The 15978-nt window shown below is 55.1% G+C and carries 11 protein-coding genes and 1 pseudogene; 9 read left to right on the top strand and 3 right to left on the bottom strand.

Annotated features, from left to right (window positions below; translation table 11 throughout):
- Window positions 1–20 precede the first annotated feature (20 nt).
- The 3 genes from thiB to thiQ are packed head-to-tail and all read left to right on the top strand — an operon-like array spanning window position 21 to window position 3272.
- The gene (thiB, locus tag F4V72_RS09875; protein WP_023245694.1) at window positions 21–1004 is read left to right on the top strand and encodes a thiamine ABC transporter substrate binding subunit; all 984 of its coding nucleotides are present in this window, start codon (window positions 21–23) and stop codon (window positions 1002–1004) included.
- Window positions 980–2590 (top strand): thiamine/thiamine pyrophosphate ABC transporter permease ThiP, encoded by a 1611-nt coding sequence (gene thiP, locus F4V72_RS09880; RefSeq protein WP_023245693.1) that lies wholly within the window; start codon window positions 980–982, stop codon window positions 2588–2590. Before thiB ends, thiP begins: the two co-directional genes overlap by 25 nt.
- Window positions 2574–3272, top strand: a complete 699-nt coding sequence (gene thiQ / locus F4V72_RS09885) for a thiamine ABC transporter ATP-binding protein ThiQ (protein ID WP_023245692.1) — start codon at window positions 2574–2576, stop codon at window positions 3270–3272. Before thiP ends, thiQ begins: the two co-directional genes overlap by 17 nt.
- A gap of 103 nt (window positions 3273–3375) precedes the next feature.
- On the opposite strand, the gene F4V72_RS09890 is transcribed toward thiQ, so the two are convergent.
- Entirely contained in the window at window positions 3376–4143 is a 768-nt protein-coding gene (locus tag F4V72_RS09890; RefSeq protein ID WP_023245691.1) for a DedA family protein, read from the bottom strand.
- A 118-nt stretch (window positions 4144–4261) separates the two neighbouring features.
- Window positions 4262–5107, bottom strand: a complete 846-nt coding sequence (araC, locus tag F4V72_RS09895; RefSeq protein WP_023245690.1) for an arabinose operon transcriptional regulator AraC — start codon at window positions 5105–5107, stop codon at window positions 4262–4264.
- Between the two features lie 340 nt (window positions 5108–5447).
- Here araC and araB point away from each other — a divergent pair, with 340 nt between their 5' ends.
- From araB to araD, 4 genes and pseudogenes are all read left to right on the top strand, one after another.
- The gene (gene araB, locus F4V72_RS09900) at window positions 5448–7157 is read left to right on the top strand and encodes a ribulokinase (RefSeq protein WP_070801426.1); all 1710 of its coding nucleotides are present in this window, start codon (window positions 5448–5450) and stop codon (window positions 7155–7157) included.
- A 10-nt stretch (window positions 7158–7167) separates the two neighbouring features.
- Window positions 7168–8670 carry an L-arabinose isomerase gene (gene araA, locus F4V72_RS09905; protein WP_053529486.1) on the top strand — a complete coding sequence of 501 codons (1503 nt, stop codon included), beginning with the start codon at window positions 7168–7170 and terminating at the stop codon, window positions 8668–8670.
- A gap of 5 nt (window positions 8671–8675) precedes the next feature.
- A pseudogene (locus F4V72_RS24775) lies at window positions 8676–8753 on the top strand (hypothetical protein); the annotation flags it as partial.
- A gap of 14 nt (window positions 8754–8767) precedes the next feature.
- Window positions 8768–9463, top strand: coding sequence for an L-ribulose-5-phosphate 4-epimerase (gene araD / locus F4V72_RS09910; RefSeq protein ID WP_023245687.1), 696 nt, complete (start codon window positions 8768–8770; stop codon window positions 9461–9463).
- A gap of 5 nt (window positions 9464–9468) precedes the next feature.
- Here araD and F4V72_RS09915 read toward each other — a convergent pair whose 3' ends face one another.
- Window positions 9469–9888, bottom strand: coding sequence for a DUF4751 family protein (locus F4V72_RS09915; protein WP_053508840.1), 420 nt, complete (start codon window positions 9886–9888; stop codon window positions 9469–9471).
- 656 nt (window positions 9889–10544) lie between these two features.
- On the opposite strand from F4V72_RS09915, the gene polB reads away from it, so the two are divergent.
- Together polB and rapA are read left to right on the top strand one after the other, a co-directional pair.
- Window positions 10545–12896: a DNA polymerase II gene (gene polB / locus F4V72_RS09930; protein WP_053508842.1), complete on the top strand. Its 2352-nt coding sequence runs from the start codon at window positions 10545–10547 to the stop codon at window positions 12894–12896.
- A gap of 174 nt (window positions 12897–13070) precedes the next feature.
- Window positions 13071–15977: an RNA polymerase-associated protein RapA gene (gene rapA / locus F4V72_RS09935; protein ID WP_053529488.1), complete on the top strand. Its 2907-nt coding sequence runs from the start codon at window positions 13071–13073 to the stop codon at window positions 15975–15977.
- Window position 15978 lies beyond the last annotated feature (1 nt).

The following is a 15978-nucleotide window of genomic DNA, read 5'->3' on the forward strand; positions in this document are numbered from 1 at the left end:
CTCTTTAACTGAGGTGCAAAGTGTTAAAAAAATATCTTCCGCTTTTACTCCTGTGCGCGGCGCCTGCCTTCGCCAAACCCATTCTCACCGTCTATACCTACGACTCGTTCGCCGCCGACTGGGGGCCAGGCCCGGCGGTGAAAAAAGCGTTTGAAGCCGACTGTAACTGCGAGCTAAAACTGGTGGCGCTGGAGGATGGCGTTTCGCTGCTCAACCGCCTGCGGATGGAGGGGAAGAACAGCAAAGCCGATGTGGTGTTGGGGCTGGACAACAATCTGCTGGAAGCGGCTACGCAAACTAAACTCTTTGCTAAAAGCGGCGTGGCGAATGAGGCGGTCAAGGTGCCCGGCGGCTGGAAAAACGACACATTTGTTCCGTTCGATTACGGCTATTTCGCCTTTGTCTACGATAAAAGCAAGCTGAAAAATCCGCCGAAAAGCCTGAAAGAACTGGTCGAGAGCGATCAAAAATGGCGGGTGATTTATCAGGACCCGCGTACCAGTACGCCAGGGCTGGGGCTATTACTGTGGATGCACAAAGTCTATGGCGATAACGCGCCGCAGGCCTGGCAAAAACTGGCGGCCAAAACGGTCACGGTGACGAAAGGCTGGAGCGAAGCCTACGGTTTATTTCTGAAAGGTGAAAGCGATTTGGTGCTCAGTTACACCACCTCGCCGGCATATCACATTATTGAAGAGAAGAAGGACAATTACGCCGCCGCGAACTTCAGCGAAGGTCATTACTTACAGGTAGAAGTAGCAGCGCGTACCGTCGCCAGTAAGCAGCCGGAACTGGCGGAGAAATTCCTCAAATTTATGGTTTCTCCAGCGTTTCAGAACGCCATACCAACCGGCAACTGGATGTACCCGGTAGCGGACGTCGCCTTACCGGCAGGGTTTGAATCATTGGTAAAACCCGCCACAACGCTGGAATTCACGCCGCAGCAGGTTGCAGCACAACGCCAGGCATGGATTAGCGAATGGCAACGCGCCGTCAGCCGTTAATTCCCGGCTGGCTAATTCCGGGGCTGTGCGCCGCCGCGCTGATGATAACCGTCGCGCTAGCGGCCTTTCTGGCGCTTTGGCTGAGCACGCCGTCGGGCGCATGGTCGACAATCTGGCGGGATAGCTACCTGTGGCATGTGGTGCGCTTCTCATTCTGGCAGGCGTTTCTGTCCGCGGTGCTGTCTGTGGTCCCGGCGGTTTTTCTCGCCCGTGCGCTTTATCGACGCCGTTTTCCTGGACGTCTGGCACTGCTGCGTCTGTGCGCCATGACGCTGATTCTGCCGGTACTGGTTGCCGTGTTCGGCATTCTTAGCGTGTATGGCCGCCAGGGCTGGCTGGCCTCGCTGTGGCAGATGCTGGGGCTTCAGTGGACATTCTCCCCCTACGGCTTGCAGGGCATTTTACTGGCGCACGTCTTTTTTAATCTGCCAATGGCGAGCCGCTTGTTGCTGCAATCTTTGGAAAGCATTCCCGGCGAGCAGCGCCAGCTCGCCGCCCAGCTCGGTATGCGCGGCTGGCATTTTTTCCGTTTTGTCGAATGGCCGTGGCTGCGCCGCCAAATTCCGCCCGTCGCGGCGCTGATTTTTATGCTCTGCTTCGCCAGTTTTGCGACGGTCCTGTCACTCGGCGGCGGCCCGCAGGCCACCACTATCGAACTGGCTATCTATCAGGCACTCAGTTATGACTACGATCCCGCCCGCGCGGCGATGCTGGCATTAATCCAGATGGTCTGCTGCCTGGCGCTGGTGCTGCTAAGCCAGCGGTTGAGCAAAGCGATTGCGCCGGGGATGACGCTGACGCAGGGCTGGCGCGATCCTGACGATCGTCTCCACAGCCGTCTGACGGACGCCTTATTAATCGTGTTGGCGCTGCTGCTGCTGCTTCCGCCGCTGGTCGCCGTGGTGGTCGATGGCGTCAACCGCAGCCTGCCGGAGGTGCTGGCGCAACCTATTCTGTGGCAGGCTGTCTGGACATCACTACGCATTGCGCTGGCGGCGGGCATTCTGTGTGTGGTACTGACCATGATGCTGCTGTGGAGTAGCCGCGAATTACGCCAACGCCAGCAGGTATTCGCCGGACAAACGCTGGAACTCAGCGGGATGTTGATCCTCGCGATGCCGGGGATCGTGCTGGCGACGGGCTTCTTTTTATTGCTCAATAATAGCCTCGGCTTACCGGAATCCGCCGACGGCATCGTGATTTTCACCAATGCGCTCATGGCGATCCCCTACGCGCTAAAAGTCCTGGAAAACCCAATGCGCGATGTTACCGCCCGTTACGGAATGCTGTGCCAGTCATTAGGAATTGAAGGCTGGTCGCGGTTAAAGATCGTGGAGCTGCGAGCACTGAAACGTCCACTGGCGCAAGCGCTGGCGTTTGCCTGCGTACTTTCTATCGGTGATTTTGGCGTCGTCGCGCTTTTCGGCAACGACAATTTCCGCACGCTGCCGTTTTATCTGTATCAACAGATCGGCTCCTACCGTGGCCAGGACGGCGCGGTGACCGCGCTGATACTGTTGCTGCTCTGCTTTACGCTATTTACCCTCATAGAGAAACTACCGGGCCGACATGCTAAAACTGATTGATATCACCTGGCTTTACCATCATTTGCCGATGCGTTTTACGCTGGCGGTAGAACGCGGCGAGCAAGTGGCGATTCTTGGCCCCAGCGGCGCGGGGAAAAGCACTCTGCTGAATTTAATTGCCGGTTTTCTCACCCCTGCCCGCGGTACGCTACTGATTGCAGGCGAGGATCATACGCTTACGCCGCCCTCACGCCGTCCGGTCTCAATGCTGTTTCAGGAGAATAATTTATTCAGCCATCTGAATGTGCAGCAAAATATCGGTCTGGGGCTAAATCCCGGGTTAACGCTCAACGCCAGCCAGCGGGAAAAACGGGACGCTATCGCACGTCAGATGGGCATTGAGAGTCTGATGACGCGTTTGCCGGGCGAACTGTCCGGCGGCCAGCGTCAGCGGGTAGCGCTGGCGCGCTGCCTGGTACGTGAACAGCCGATGCTACTGCTGGATGAACCGTTCTCGGCGCTCGATCCCGCGCTGCGCCAGGAGATGCTGACGTTGGTCAGCGATATCTGCCGCGAGCGACAGCTCACGCTGTTGATGGTCTCGCACAGCGTGGAAGATGCGGCGCGGATCGCGTCACGCGCCATTGTCGTGGCCGACGGGCGTATCGCGTGGCAGGGAAAGACGACAGAATTACTCAGCGGACGAGCCAGCGCCTCAGCGTTGCTGGGGATTAACGGCTGATCGTGCGACTCGCTAAGCGCAGCGCCATCAGGCCCCACAATGCCGGATGGCGGCATTAACGCCTTATCCGGCCTACAAGCTCCCGGCGAGTGGAACAGCGTTATCAGAAGCCGACGACCTTGTGAAGAATATCAATATACACCGGCATCAGCGGATGGCGAACCAGCACCACCAGCGCAATAACCCCCACGCCAGATGCCATCGGCGCCAGCCATAACAGACGGGTGCGCGGTAAAAACGCCGCGAGTCGATCGGTCGCCGCTTTGCCGCTGCGCCACCATCGCCAGCACAGCCAACCGCCAATCCATAATAACAATGCGGTCGCCAGCAATAGCCATTTGAAGCTGCCGCTTTGTTGATCGGCGGGGATATCAATGGCGGCGCCAGCCAGAATGCCCGGCAGGAAATAAAACGGCGGCCACAGCAAACAGCCAATCAAGTTCGGCACAATAAATTTCGCCACGGGAAGATCCAGCATCCCTGCCACCATCGGTACCAGCGGCCGCGTTGGCCCGACAAAACGTCCGACCAGGATCGTGAACATACTGTGCTGATGCAGCGCGTGTTCGGTTTTATCCAGCAGCGACTTGTTCTTTTTCATAAAAGACCAGCGGTGTAGCGGCTTTTTAAAGCGCCACCCCAGCCAGAACGAAATCCAGTCGCCCATCAGACAGCCGATAATGCCCACCAGCCAGGCATGCCAAAAATTGAGCTCGCCGCTGCCGATAAGCGCCCCCAGCCCCGCCATCAGCACCGTGCCGGGTAAAATCAACCCCACCAGCGCCAGCGATTCCAGGAAGGCAACCAGCAACACGGCGATAAGCGAATACAGAGTGGATTGGGTGATAAAGTGTTCCAGCAGTGCTTGCATAGTGTGTCCGTCAGCGTGATGAAGCAGGGATTCTGCTTACCCCGCCCCTCTTCGTCAAGCCGTCAATTATCTGAATAGTTACGACTTATGACACCTTTGTGGACACATCATTCACTTTTTATTCACATCCGGCCCTGAACTCGCTAGGACTTGCCCCGGTGCATTTTTTAAATACCCGCGAAAAATAGAGCTGGTCGTCAAATCCAACATTGCGCCCGACGGTCGCTATCGGCATTCGCGTTGTACTAAGCAGGAGTTTTGCCTGACTGATACGCTGATCTTCGCGCCAGCTCAATACGCTAATGCCTAACTGCTGACGGAACAGATGCGACAACCGGGAGGGCGACAGGCAGACATGTTGGGCGACGCTGGCGATATCGAAATGGCTGTCCGCCAGATGGTCGCTGATATACTGGCAGGCATCGCGCACACGGCTATCCATCGGCGGATGCAACGACTCATTAATTACCGCCATACGTCTGAGCAGCAACTGTTCCAGCAAATTGATCGCCAGTAGCTCAGAATAGCGACCTTCCTCTTGCCCGGCGCTGATGATCTGCCCGAACAGTTCGCTGAAATGCGGCTGGCGCGCCTCGTCCGGGCGGAAAAACCCTGTCTGGGCAAAGATTGTCGGCCAGGCAAGCCACTCCTGCCAGTAGGCGCGAGGCCGGAAGTAAACCCACTGGTGATACCACTCGCTGGCGTCCGGATGACGTCCATAGTGATGAATCTCGCCTGGCGGAAACAATAGTATATCGCCAGGCCGACAGACAAACTTCTCGCCATTATTATTAATGACGCCCTCTCCGCGGATGGTCAGGTTAAGAATATATCCCTTCATGCCCAGCGGACGATCGATAAAAAAATCCAGATATCCATTCGCTTCAATCGGCGTCAGCCCGGCGACCAGATGGGCATTAAATGAATATCCCGGCAATAGCGGATCATTTTGCGTTTCAGCCATTATTTCTCTACCCCCCGATGTTCAAAGAAGAAACAAATTGTCCATATTGACCAGGACGACAGAGCTTACGTCTCCGCAAGACCTTGTGCTTGATGAAAGCACGCATCAACCCCGCTTGTGAAGAGCGCTTTGTAACAAAAGCGTACAGTGCAGGCGATAAAATTAAGTAACAGAAGTGTCTATAACTATGGCTGGAATGTCCACATTGAATATTTGCACAGCGTCACACTTTGCAAAGCATTAGCATTTTTGTCCATAAGATTAGCGGTTCCTGCCTGACGGTTTTTGCCGCGACTCTCTACTGTTTCTCCATACCTGTTTTTCTGGATGGAGTAAGACGATGGCAATTGCAATTGGCCTCGATTTTGGCAGTGATTCAGTGCGCGCTCTGGCAGTGGACTGCGCCACCGGCGACGAGATCGCCACCAGCGTAGAGTGGTATCCGCGCTGGCAAGAAGGCCGTTATTGCGACGGCCCGAACAACCAGTTCCGTCATCATCCGCGCGACTACATAGAATCAATGGAGGCCGCGCTGAAAGCCGTTGTGGCACAATTAAGCGCCGCGCAACGCGCCAATGTCGTTGGCATTGGCGTTGACAGTACCGGCTCTACGCCAGCGCCAATTGACGCCGACGGTAACGTCCTGGCGCTGCGTCCGGAGTTCGCCGAGAACCCAAATGCGATGTTTGTGCTGTGGAAAGATCACACCGCGGTGGAAGAGGCCGACGAAATCACCCGTCTGTGCCATAGGCCAGGTAAGGTCAACTACTCCCGCTATATTGGCGGTATTTACTCCAGCGAATGGTTCTGGGCGAAGATTCTGCACGTCACCCGTCAGGATAGCGCCGTCGCGCAGGCCGCCGTGTCGTGGGTTGAACTGTGTGACTGGGTGCCAGCGTTACTTTCCGGCACCACTCGTCCGCAGGATATCCGCCGTGGTCGCTGTAGCGCCGGGCACAAATCACTGTGGCATGGAAGCTGGGGCGGTCTGCCGCCCGTGAGCTTCTTTGATGAGCTCGATCCATGTATTAACCGTCATCTGCACTACCCGTTATTTAGCGAAACCTTCACCGCCGATCTGCCTGTGGGCAATCTGTGCGCTGAATGGGCACAGCGCCTCAGCCTGCCGGAAAGCGTGGTGATTTCCGGCGGCGCGTTCGACTGTCATATGGGCGCGGTCGGCGCAGGCGCGCAACCCAATGCGCTGGTGAAAGTGATAGGCACCTCAACCTGCGACATTCTGATTGCGGATAAACAGAGCGTCGGGGATCGCGCCGTGAAAGGGATTTGCGGTCAGGTTGACGGCAGCGTGGTGCCAAACTTTATCGGTCTGGAAGCGGGCCAGTCCGCTTTCGGCGATATCTACGCCTGGTTTGGTCGCGTACTCAGTTGGCCGCTGGCACAGCTTGCCGCGCAGCATCCGGAACTAAAAGATCAGATTAACGCCAGCCAAAAGCAACTACTGCCTGCCCTGACCGACGCGTGGGCGAAAAATCCGTCGCTGGACCACCTGCCTGTGGTGCTCGACTGGTTCAATGGCCGCCGCACGCCGAACGCCAACCAGCGTCTGAAAGGCGTGATTACCGATCTCAATCTCGCCACCGACGCTCCGGCGCTGTTTGGCGGTCTGATCGCCGCGACCGCCTTCGGCGCGCGCGCCATTCAGGAGTGTTTTACCGATCAGGGTATCGCGGTCAATAACGTGATGGCGCTTGGCGGCATCGCCCGTAAAAATCAGGTCATTATGCAGGCCTGCTGCGACGTACTGAATCGTCCGTTGCAGATCGTCGCTTCCGACCAGTGCTGCGCATTAGGCGCCGCTATCTTTGCCGCCGTCGCCGCGAAAGTACATGCCGATATTCCCACCGCCCAGCAAAGCATGGCGAGCGCGGTAGAACGCACTCTGCACCCTCGCCCTGAACAGGCGCAACGCTTCGAGCAGCTTTACCGCCGTTACCAACAGTGGGCGCTAAGCGCAGAACAACATTATCTTCCGACTGCCGCGCCGGCGCCAACCACCCCGGCCAATCAGGCAATCCTGACTCATTAAGGACACGACAATGACGATTTTTGATAATTATGAAGTATGGTTTGTGATTGGCAGCCAGCATTTGTATGGAGCAGAGACCTTGCGTCAGGTCACTCAACATGCCGGGCATGTGGTAAACGCGCTGAATACCGAAGCCAAACTGCCATGTAAACTGGTATTAAAACCGCTGGGCACCTCGCCGGATGAGATTACCGCCATTTGTCGTGACGCCAATTATGACGATCGCTGCGCGGGGCTGGTGGTCTGGCTGCACACCTTCTCCCCGGCCAAAATGTGGATCAACGGGCTGAGTATCCTTAACAAACCGCTGCTGCAATTCCATACCCAATTTAACGCCGCCCTGCCGTGGGACAGCATCGATATGGACTTTATGAATCTGAACCAGACCGCGCACGGCGGCCGCGAGTTCGGTTTTATCGGCGCGCGGATGCGCCAGCAGCACGCGGTCGTCACCGGTCACTGGCAGGACAAAGAGGCCCATACGCGTATCGGCGCCTGGATGCGCCAGGTGGTCTCTAAACAAGATACCCGTCAGCTAAAAGTCTGCCGTTTCGGCGACAATATGCGTGAAGTCGCGGTGACTGACGGTGATAAAGTAGCCGCGCAAATCAAATTTGGCTTTTCGGTCAATACCTGGGCGGTCGGCGATCTGGTACAGGTGGTGAATTCCATCAGCGACGGCGATATCAACGCTCTGATTGACGAGTACGAAAGCAGCTATACCCTGACGCCCGCCACCCAGCTCCACGGCGATAAACGCCAGAACGTGCGGGAAGCGGCGCGTATTGAACTCGGTATGAAGCGTTTCCTGGAACAGGGCGGCTTCCACGCATTCACCACTACCTTTGAAGATTTACACGGTCTGAAACAGCTTCCGGGTCTGGCCGTACAGCGTCTGATGCAGCAGGGCTACGGCTTTGCGGGCGAAGGCGACTGGAAAACCGCCGCTCTGCTTCGCATTATGAAAGTGATGTCAACTGGTCTGCAGGGCGGCACCTCATTTATGGAGGATTACACCTACCACTTCGAGAAAGGCAACGATCTGGTGCTCGGCGCGCACATGCTGGAGGTGTGTCCGTCCATCGCGGTAGTAGAGAAACCGATCCTCGACGTCCAGCACCTCGGCATTGGCGGCAAGGAAGATCCGGCACGTCTGATTTTCAATACCCAAACCGGCCCGGCGATCGTCGCCAGCCTGATCGACCTCGGCGATCGTTATCGCCTGCTGGTCAACTGCATCGATACCGTGAAAACGCCGCACGATCTGCCGAAACTGCCGGTGGCTAACGCGCTATGGAAGGCGCAGCCGGATCTGCCGACCGCCTCCGAAGCGTGGATTCTGGCTGGCGGCGCGCACCATACCGTCTTCAGCCACGCGCTGGATCTGAACGATATGCGCCAGTTCGCGGAAATACACGATATCGAAATCGCGGTGATTGATAACGATACTCGCCTGCCTGGCTTTAAAGACGCGCTGCGCTGGAACGAAGTGTATTACGGCTTAAAACGTTAGTGACGTTGTTGCCGGATGGCGCTGCGCTTATCCGGCATACAGAAATTCGTAGACCGGATAAGGCGTTTATGCCGCCATCCGGCACACAGGAGTCAACATGCCAGAAGATCTCAAACGCCAGGTACTGGAAGCCAACCTGGCACTGCCAAAACACAACCTGGTCACCCTCACCTGGGGTAACGTCAGCGCCGTCGATCGCGAACGCGGCGTATTGGTGATTAAGCCGTCCGGCGTCGATTATAGCGTCATGACCGCTGACGATATGGTAGTGGTCAGCCTGGAGACCGGTGAAGTCGTTGAGGGTAATAAGAAACCTTCGTCCGATACGCCAACCCACCGTCTGTTGTACCAGTCATTTCCGACTATCGGTGGCATTGTGCACACCCATTCGCGCCACGCGACTATCTGGGCGCAGGCGGGTCAGTCGATTCCGGCGACGGGCACCACCCACGCCGACTATTTCTACGGTACGATTCCCTGCACCCGCAAAATGACTGACGCGGAAATTAATGGCCAGTATGAGTGGGAAACGGGCAATATCATTGTCGAAGCCTTTGAAAAACACGGCATTGACGCCGCTCAAATGCCCGGCGTGCTTGTCCATTCACACGGCCCGTTTGCCTGGGGTAAAAATGCCGAGGATGCAGTGCATAACGCCATCGTGCTGGAAGAAGTGGCCTATATGGGGATCTTCTGCCGCCAGCTTGCACCGCAGTTACCCGACATGCAGCAATCCCTTCTGGATAAACATTATTTACGCAAACACGGCGCAAAAGCCTATTACGGGCAGTAATGTCCCTAAAGACGCGTTCCATTTGGGGCGCGTTGATGAATCTGGTCGGTGATATATTCAGCAAATGCGCTTTGATAGACGTAATTATCAGAACTCACATATTCAATAATATTATCATAATGTCCCTGCAACACTTTTCCTTCCAGCGCATGGAAGAAAATATAATCCTCGATTGTTGACCGCCAGCGTTGCCCATTTAGCAGATAGTTAATAATGGTATCCCGATGTCCGTTTTTTCTGTCGTGTCCTTGCCAGTGAAAAAAAGCATTGCCGTTTTCAATAATTTCGGTACGCCAAATCTGATCTGTCCATGTTTTATACTCAAAAAATCGACTCACGGTTTTTATGGAAGGGTTGGCGCGTTGAGTATTGACGAAAAGATAGTGGTCGTTCCCCACCAGACATGCCTGCATATTCACATTCATAAAAGATAATTCCCGAGTACCACAAATTTTGATGAAAACATCCGCACCTGGAAGTGAAAATAAAGTCATATTCTAAAATAAAAAGTAAATTATGCAGAGAGTTCCCGACAAATTCGCACTGTAATCCATTTTTATTTAACCATAGCGGTCAATTGAAATATTATATTTCAACCTGGCAGCGAGGATACTTCAAATAAAACTCTTACATTTTTCATTAATTAACACAAACAAAAACATCGCTTTTTTGTTAATCCGAGAAATAAGTAACAGATTCGAACAAGCACTATTCTGAAAAACACTAAATATCTGAAAACAGACTTGACACAAAACAGTCAACCTATAGATAAAAACTGTAAATAAGCATGATTCAAAATTAGCAGTTATAGAATAATGACATCTACTGTATACACCAGCATCATCGTATTGATAAACATACGCCAGCACAAATATCTGACGCCAGTAGTCCTTTTACCGTTAAAATATTCATTACACCCATCACGGGGAACGAATTCATTCATGAAATACCACGACATCATCAACGCAGCGATCGTTCTTCCACGAATACCGACTTTTACGTTATATGCCTGTACAAAATAACAGTGTTTCACCCTAAACCAGGTTATAATGAGCGTGAATTTTTTAGACAGGTAATCAGCGTGGCGCAGGCAGGTTTCATTTTAACCCGGCACTGGCGGGATACGCCGCAAGGGACTGAAGTCTCTTTCTGGCTGGCGACAGACAACGGCCCTTTGCAGGCGACTCTGGCGCCGCAGGAGTCCGTGGCGTTTATTCCGACCAGCCAGACCTCTCGCGCCGCCTCGCTGCTACAGGCGGAAAAAGACTATCGCCTGACGCCGCTCCAGTTGCGAGACTTTCATCGCCAGCCGGTATCCGGCCTGTATTGCCGCACTCATCGCCAGCTTATGCGGATGGAGAAACTGCTGCGCGAAAACGGCGTCACCGTTTATGAAGCGGATGTACGGCCGCCGGAACGTTACCTGATGGAACGCTTTATTACTTCGCCCGTTTGGGTGGACGGCGAGATGCGCAACGGCGTTGTCCGCAATGCGCGTCTTAAACCCCATCCCGACTATCGACCGCCGCTAAAATGGGTCTCGCTGGATATCGAAACCACGCGACACGGCGAACTGTATTGCATTGGTCTGGAAGGCTGCGGTCAGCGTATTGTTTATATGCTTGGTCCGGCGAATGGCGATGACCGCCAACTGGACTTCGAGCTTGTGTATGTCGCCAGCCGCCCGCAGTTGCTGGAAAAACTCAACGCCTGGTTTGCCGAACATGATCCTGACGTCATCATCGGCTGGAACGTTGTGCAGTTCGACCTGCGTATGCTGCAAAAACATGCCGAACGCTACCGCACCCCTTTACGGCTGGGACGAGACAATAGCGAACTGGAGTGGCGCGAACATGGCTTTAAAAACGGCGTTTTTTTCGCCCAGGCCAGAGGGCGAGTCATTATCGATGGTATTGACGCACTTAAATCCGCATTCTGGAATTTTTCGTCTTTTTCGCTGGAAGCCGTCTCGCAGGAACTGCTCGGAGAAGGTAAATCCATTGATCATCCCTGGGATCGTATGGATGAGATCGATCGTCGCTTTGCCCAGGATAAACCCGCCCTCGCCACCTACAACCTGAAAGACTGCGAGCTGGTCACGCGAATTTTCCATAAAACCGAAATCATGCCGTTTTTGCTGGAGCGCGCGACGATCAACGGCCTGCCGGTCGATCGCCACGGCGGTTCGGTCGCCGCATTCGGGCATCTTTATTTTCCGCGAATGCACCGCGCCGGCTATGTCGCGCCCAATCTCGGCGAAGTGCCGCCGCTGGCAAGCCCCGGCGGTTACGTGATGGATTCACAACCCGGATTATACGATTCGGTACTGGTGCTGGATTATAAAAGCCTGTACCCGTCAATTATCCGCACGTTTTTGATTGATCCGGTCGGGCTGGTCGAAGGCATGGCGCAGCCGAATCCGGAACACAGTACCGAAGGTTTCCTTGACGCCTGGTTTTCACGAGAAAAACACTGCCTGCCGGAAATTGTTAGCCAAATCTGGCACGGGCGCGATGAAGCCAAACGTCAGGGCAATAAACCGCTCTCGCAGGCGCTTAAAATCATTATGAATGCCTTTTATGGCGTACTCGGCACCACGGCCTGCCGCTTTTTCGATCCCCGTCTGGCGTCGTCAATCACCATGCGCGGCCATGCGATTATGCGCCAGACCAAAGCGCTGATTGAGGCGCAGGGTTATGACGTGATTTATGGCGATACCGATTCGACTTTCGTCTGGCTTCGGCGCGCGCATTCAGAAGCCGACGCAGCGAAAATCGGGCATATGCTGGTGCGTCACGTGAATGAATGGTGGGCACAAACGTTACAACAGCAAAATTTGACCAGCGCGCTGGAACTGGAGTTTGAAACCCACTTTTGCCGTTTTCTGATGCCGACCATCCGCGGCGCGGATACCGGCAGTAAAAAACGCTACGCGGGCCTGATTCAGGAAGGCGACAGCCAGCGCATGGTATTTAAAGGTCTGGAAACGGTGCGGACCGACTGGACGCCGCTGGCGCAGCGCTTTCAGCAGGAGCTGTATCTGCGCGTTTTTCGCAATGAACCTTATCAGGACTATGTGCGCGAGACTATCGATAAACTGATGGCGGGCGAACTGGACGCGCAACTGGTTTATCGTAAGCGTCTACGCCGCCCTTTACATGAGTACCAGCGTAACGTCCCGCCGCACGTACGCGCCGCCCGGCTGGCGGATGAACAAAACCTGAAGCGGGGGCGTCCGGCGCAGTATCAGAATCGCGGCGCCATAAAATATGTCTGGACCGTTAATGGCCCCGAGCCTGTGGATTACCAGCAGTCGCCGCTGGATTACGAACACTATCTTACCCGCCAGCTACAACCTGTGGCGGAAGGAATTCTTCCCTTCATTGAGGATAATTTTGCTACACTACTGACCGGGCAACTGGGGCTATTTTGACGCGTGACGAAAGCGCCGCCTTCCAGTACCATAGCGCCCTTTCCATTCCTGGACCTAATTAACGCCACTACCACATTAGCCTGGTAGCGGGGTCGTATACTTGCAATTATCCAGCGCTATCGCCTGGGTATGACGAGTAATGCCTGCAATCAAAGATATAGAGCCTAACAAAATATGCCTTTTACACTTGGTCAACGCTGGATCAGCGATACAGAAAGCGAACTGGGACTTGGAACCGTTGTTGCGATGGATGCGCGAACCGTCACCTTACTTTTCCCATCCACAGGGGAAAACCGTCTGTATGCGCGCAGTGATTCTCCCGTGACCCGCGTCATGTTCAACCCTGGCGATACGATTACAAGCCATGAAGGCTGGCAGCTACATATTGATGAAGTAAAAGAAGAAAATGGCCTGCTTGCCTATGTCGGCACCCGACTGGATACCGAAGAGACCAATGTGACGTTGCGCGAAGTTCTGCTCGACAGCAAGTTGGTTTTCAGTAAGCCCCAGGATCGTCTGTTCGCCGGTCAAATCGATCGAATGGATCGGTTCGCGCTGCGCTATCGCGCCCGTAAATTTCAGAGCGAGCAGTACCGTATGCCGTACAGCGGCCTGCGCGGCCAGCGGACCAATCTGATCCCGCATCAGCTTAATATCGCTCATGATGTTGGTCGTCGCCACGCGCCGCGCGTACTGCTGGCGGACGAAGTGGGCTTAGGGAAAACCATTGAAGCCGGGATGATTCTGCATCAACAGTTGTTATCAGGCGCGGCGGAACGCGTATTGATCATCGTTCCGGAAACCCTGCAACACCAGTGGCTGGTAGAAATGCTGCGCCGTTTCAACCTGCGCTTCGCGCTGTTTGATGACGAACGCTATACCGAAGCGCAGCACGACGCGTATAACCCGTTTGAAACCGAACAACTGGTGATCTGCTCGCTGGATTTCGCCCGCCGTAATAAGCAGCGTCTGGAACATTTGTGCGACGCCGAGTGGGATTTACTGGTGGTCGACGAAGCGCACCATCTGGTGTGGAGCATCGATGCGCCGAGCCGTGAATATATGACCATCGAACAGTTAGCCGAACGCGTGCCGGGCGTGCTGCTGCTGACCGCCACGCCGGAACAACTGGGGATGGAAAGCCATTTCGCCCGTCTGCGCCTGCTCGATCCGAACCGTTTCCACGATTTCGAACAGTTTGTCGAAGAACAGAAAAACTACCGCCCTGTCGCCGATGCGGTGGCCATGCTGCTGGCAGGCAATAAGCTCAGCAACGACGAACTGAACAGGCTGGGCGATCTGATCGGCGAACAGGATATCGAACCGCTGTTGCAGGCGGCTAATAGCGATCGCGACGACGCGCAGGCCGCCCGTCAGGAGCTGGTGTCGATGCTGATGGATCGCCACGGCACCAGCCGCGTTCTGTTCCGCAACACCCGTAACGGCGTCAAGGGGTTCCCGAAACGTGAACTGCATACGGTAAAACTGCCGTTGCCGACCCAGTATCAGACTGCCATTAAGGTCTCCGGCATTATGGGCGCGCGTAAAAGCGCGGAAGATCGCGCCCGCGATATGCTCTATCCGGAACAAATTTATCAGGAGTTCGAAGGCGATACCGGCACCTGGTGGAACTTCGACCCGCGCGTTGAGTGGCTGATGGGCTATCTGACCAGCCATCGTTCGCAAAAAGTGCTGGTGATCTGCGCCAAGGCGACCACCGCGTTACAACTGGAGCAGGTGCTGCGCGAACGCGAAGGCATCCGCGCCGCCGTGTTCCATGAGGGCATGTCGATTATCGAACGCGACCGCGCCGCCGCCTGGTTCGCCGAAGAAGATACCGGCGCGCAGGTGCTGTTATGTTCCGAAATCGGTTCCGAAGGACGTAACTTCCAGTTTGCCAGTAATCTGGTGATGTTCGACTTGCCGTTTAACCCGGATCTGCTGGAACAGCGTATTGGTCGTCTGGATCGTATCGGCCAGGCGCATGATATCCAGATTCACGTCCCGTACCTGGAAAAAACCGCCCAGTCGGTGCTGGTTCGCTGGTATCACGAAGGGCTGGACGCCTTTGAGCACACCTGCCCGACCGGTCGCGCTATTTATGATTCAGCCTACGCCAGTCTGATTAACTATCTGGGGGCACCTGAAGAAACCGACGGGTTTGACGATCTGATCAAGTCCTGCCGCGAGCAACATGAAGCGCTAAAAGCCCAGTTAGAACAGGGGCGCGACCGCCTGCTGGAGATCCACTCCAACGGCGGAGAAAAAGCCCAACAGCTTGCACAAAGCATTGAAGAACAGGACGACGACACCAGCCTGATCGCGTTCGCCATGAACCTGTTCGATATCGTCGGCATTAACCAGGACGATCGCGGCGACAACCTGATCGTGCTAACGCCGTCCGACCACATGCTGGTACCGGATTTCCCCGGTCTGCCGGAAGACGGCTGTACTATCACGTTTGAACGTGACGTAGCCCTGTCTCGCGAAGATGCGCAGTTTATTACCTGGGAACATCCGCTCATCCGTAACGGGCTGGATCTGATCCTCTCCGGCGACACCGGCAGTAGCACCATTTCGCTGTTGAAGAATAAAGCGCTGCCGGTCGGCACGCTGCTGGTCGAACTGATTTACGTCGTGGAAGCGCAAGCGCCGAAACAGCTACAACTGAACCGCTTCCTGCCGCCGACGCCGGTACGTATGCTGTTAGATAAAAACGGTAACAACCTGGCCGCCCAGGTCGAGTTTGAAACCTTCAACCGTCAGCTAAGCGCCGTTAATCGCCACACCGGCAGCAAACTGGTTAACGCCGTTCAACAGGACGTCCACGCCATTTTGCAACTGGGCGAGACTCAGATTGAAAAGTCCGCCAGAGCGCTGATTGATAACGCGCGTCGCGAGGCGGATGAAAAACTGTCCGGGGAACTGTCGCGTCTGGAAGCGTTGCGCGCCGTCAACCCGAACATTCGCGACGACGAACTTGCCGCTATCGACAGTAACCGTCAACAGGTGCTGGAAAGCCTGAATCAGGCAGGTTGGCGTCTGGACGCGCTGCGTCTTATCGTCGTCACGCACCAATAAC

This window comes from Salmonella enterica subsp. diarizonae (assembly GCF_008692785.1).
Classification (GTDB): domain Bacteria; phylum Pseudomonadota; class Gammaproteobacteria; order Enterobacterales; family Enterobacteriaceae; genus Salmonella; species Salmonella diarizonae.